At 27.6% G+C, this 3,365-nt stretch carries 4 protein-coding genes; all 4 read left to right on the forward strand.

Features of this window, described 5'->3' with window-relative positions:
- Positions 1-411, forward strand: a 411-nt coding sequence (locus ACI9TV_RS16005) for a response regulator transcription factor (RefSeq protein WP_415251823.1), incomplete at its 5' end; no start/stop codon positions are given.
- Between the two features lie 103 nt (positions 412-514).
- A complete protein-coding gene (locus tag ACI9TV_RS16010; protein WP_415251824.1) occupies positions 515-1,555 on the forward strand; it encodes a sensor histidine kinase in 1,041 nt (346 codons plus the stop codon).
- Positions 1,549-1,881: a hypothetical protein gene (locus ACI9TV_RS16015; RefSeq protein WP_415251825.1), complete on the forward strand. Its 333-nt coding sequence runs from the start codon at positions 1,549-1,551 to the stop codon at positions 1,879-1,881. The genes ACI9TV_RS16010 and ACI9TV_RS16015 overlap by 7 nt, the downstream gene beginning before the upstream one ends.
- Before the next feature lie 188 nt (positions 1,882-2,069).
- The gene (locus ACI9TV_RS16020) at positions 2,070-2,672 is read left to right on the forward strand and encodes a hypothetical protein (RefSeq protein ID WP_415251826.1); all 603 of its coding nucleotides are present in this window, start codon (positions 2,070-2,072) and stop codon (positions 2,670-2,672) included.
- Positions 2,673-3,365: the final 693 nt, after the last annotated feature.

The following is a 3,365-nucleotide window of genomic DNA, read 5'->3' on the forward strand; positions in this document are numbered from 1 at the left end:
GACTCACTTGAGACAGGGTATGATAGTGGCTGTGATGACTACATAAGAAAACCTTTTGCACTTAAAGAACTGTTACTTCGAATAGATACTATTTTAAAAAGAGGCTTTTTTCATGAGTCTTCACCGTGTATAGAGATTTCAAAAGAGATAGAATACGATACAGAATCGAATCTCTTGTATGTAAAAGGGGCATTAGTTCAGCTTAACAACAAAGAAGCAGCCTTGCTTAAACTCTTTTTACAACATGAAAACGAAGCAGTTGTTCATGAAGTGATTTATGAAACGCTTTGGTCATATGAAGAGACTCCAAGTGAAAATGCTTTGAGAACATACATTAAAAATCTTAGAAAAATTATTGGAAAGGATAAGATTGTCAGCATCAAAAAGCTTGGATACAGATTTTCTAAGTAGCGAAAAAAAAACACTTTTTAGATTCTCCGTCCTCTACATTTTATTTACGATAATTATCATTTCCGTTTTTTCCTTTATCTATTATGACTTACAAAAAGACTTGATGTTACAAGAAAAAAAATCTACACTACAAGAGCATTCGAAAAAGTTTTTATATGACTTAAAACAACTGCATATCAACTTCGATAAAACACAAGTTTATCCAAGATACGATAACTTTGATTCTGCAATTTTTGACAATGAAAGAAAGTTAATCTTTTCAAGTTCAGATACAAAAATTAAACTCGATAAAATTTTATATCTTCACGATAAGGTTATTCACCTTGTAAATATTCCAGAGTCTTATTACCTTGGTGCAAAGTATGTCATAATAAAAGTAAAAGATGATGGTTTATGGTTGAAGCAAACAAGAAAGGAAATTATTCTTTTTGTTTCTCTTACTTTTGTTTTCATGATGGCAGTTGGTTATGTACTCCTTCGTCTATTTTTAAAGCCTATGCGTGATGCCATACAGTTACTGGACAGATTCATAAAAGACACTACACATGAGCTCAATACTCCAGTAAGCACAATAGTAGCTAACATAGAAATGATTGATAAATCTTCACTTGATGAAAAACTTCTAAAAAAGATAAATCGTATAGATATAGGGGCTAAGACTATTTCAAATATTTACCAAGATTTAACGTACCTTACTTTGGGCAATAAGATTATGGCAAATGATGAAGATTTAAATATAGAACAAGTTGTACTTGAGCGGATAGAGTATTTTAATTCTTTAGCTACAGCAAAAAAAGTGAGTTTAAAAATAGAGATAATTCAAAATACAAGTTTATATATTGACAAAGGAAAGTTTTCAAAACTCTTAGATAATTTAATTTCTAATGCCATAAAGTATAACAAAATTAAGGGTTCTATCATCATTAGAGTAGAAGCAAGAAAAATTAGTGTTGAAGATAGTGGTATTGGGATAGCTGAGGAAGACATATCTCAAATGCTAGAAAGATATACAAGATTTAACAAAAGTAGTGGTGGTTTCGGAATAGGTTTAAATATAGTTGCCAGTATTGCTAAAGAGTATAGTCTAGATATAGATATACAGTCTGAACTTAAAGTTGGCACGACAGTGAGTGTATCATGGTAAAAAGTATTTTTCTGAGCCTAGTGATCTTGATGGTTTCACTTGATGCAAATATATATGAAGATAACTGTGTGGGATGCCATAATCGCTTACCAGTGAGTATAGATAAGTACTTTTATAAGTACCTTCTTATTTATAGTGGTGAAGTGGATATGAAAAATGCGATTATTAACTATTTAAAAGTTCCGGTAAAAGAAACTACGGTTATGTCGGACTCTTTCATTAGCCGTTTTGGTGTGAAGAAAAAAACTACACTTACAGAAAAAAAACTCCAAAATGCTGTAGATACGTATTGGGAAAGATATAAGGTCTTTGGAAAACTAAAATAGTTATATATACAAATAAGCTTATAACCTCATTTTAGATAAAATAACATAATAAATAATCAGAGCTGATTAAACATTTCAAAAATCATTTGATAAAATTGAATCAAGAGAAGAGATTGAGAAGTTAGAAACTTTGGTTTATAGGCTTTATGAATTGAATAGGAATGAAATTTTAATTATGGAGGGTAAAAATGAGTAAGTTAATGCTAGATAAAATAGATGCAGAATTTGATATAAACTATGAAAAAGGACTTTATAACTTTGATGATATATCAACTATTGAAAATTTACCCCAAAGAGTTGTTAACTCATTAAAAGAAGTAAAGCCAAACAATCTATTTATAATTAATGGTAAGGTAATTATTCTATTCTTTAATAAAGAAGCTACTAAAAAAGAAGTGTTTAAAAAATGTTGGAATTTTGGTGAAGTCCCTATTGTTATAATTGAGACTGAAACTGATTTTGAAATTTATAATGGCTTTGATTATATACTAAACAGCAAAGATATACTTGAACTAGACCCTATAAAACAAAACGGATTAAATTATCTATCTCTTATAAGTGGCACATACTTTAAAGATAATAAATTTAAACAAAAAAATAAAAGAGTGGATAAAGTTTTACTTGAAAATATAAAGTATGCTAGAGAAGAAATTTTAGATAACCTAAATAACTTGTATCCAAATAAATTAAAAGAAAATAGAAATATAGTAAATTCACTTATAGGTAGAATAATATTTATTCGTTACTTAGTGTCAAGTGCAGAGGTAAAATACACCAGTAGTGCAAACTAAAAGTGCACCACTTTATTAACAAAAAAAGATACGATAACTTCAAATAAATATTTGGAGTTGGTATGATTGATAAAGAGGAATATACTGTGATACATACTTTACATAAACAAGGGCATAGCATTAGTGTGACGATTATGAAAAATTAAGTTTACCTTACATTAAAAATAATAAGATAATTCCAATAGTATCAAAAATAGAAGAATTAAAAAAAGAACATTTTGATACAAGTAGTTCAAATACATTAAATTATGAAAATGATTTAAATAATCTTATTAATAAATTAGATGAAACTATACTGAAGGCTTTTGATTTTAATGAACAAGAGTATGCACTAATTGATTATACAAATAGTATTGTAATACCTTGGATAATTGGTAAAAAAAAGCAAAAATATAAGACAGCATTTAAACAATTAGAATATAAAGATAAAAAAATAGAAGAGTATGTAAATATATTTATAAAACACTATTCAAGTATTTATGAGCAGAACAATCTATACTTTAAGGCTGAAATTTTATGGGATGAATATGCAATAGGAATTTATTTTAAAGTTTTAAAAGAAAAACCAAATGAAAGTATAACTTGGAAAAAAGAAAAAAAAATAGAAAATTTTTTAAAACTATCTAGTGGCGAAATATTAGAGAATCTATTTATTCAAAAAGATATAAAAGGTTTTGAGTCTGATGGTTTTTA

This window comes from Sulfurimonas sp. (assembly GCF_047622445.1).
Lineage (GTDB): Bacteria > Campylobacterota > Campylobacteria > Campylobacterales > Sulfurimonadaceae > Sulfurimonas.

Bases quoted from the DNA above. Each gene is read 5' to 3' on its own strand.
- ACI9TV_RS16015 (WP_415251825.1), top strand. From the start codon at position 1,549: ATGGTAAAAAGTATTTTTCTGAGCCTAGTGATCTTGATGGTTTCACTT.
- ACI9TV_RS16020 (WP_415251826.1), top strand. From the start codon at position 2,070: ATGAGTAAGTTAATGCTAGATAAAATAGATGCAGAATTTGATATAAAC.
- ACI9TV_RS16010 (WP_415251824.1), top strand. From the start codon at position 515: ATGTTACAAGAAAAAAAATCTACACTACAAGAGCATTCGAAAAAGTTT.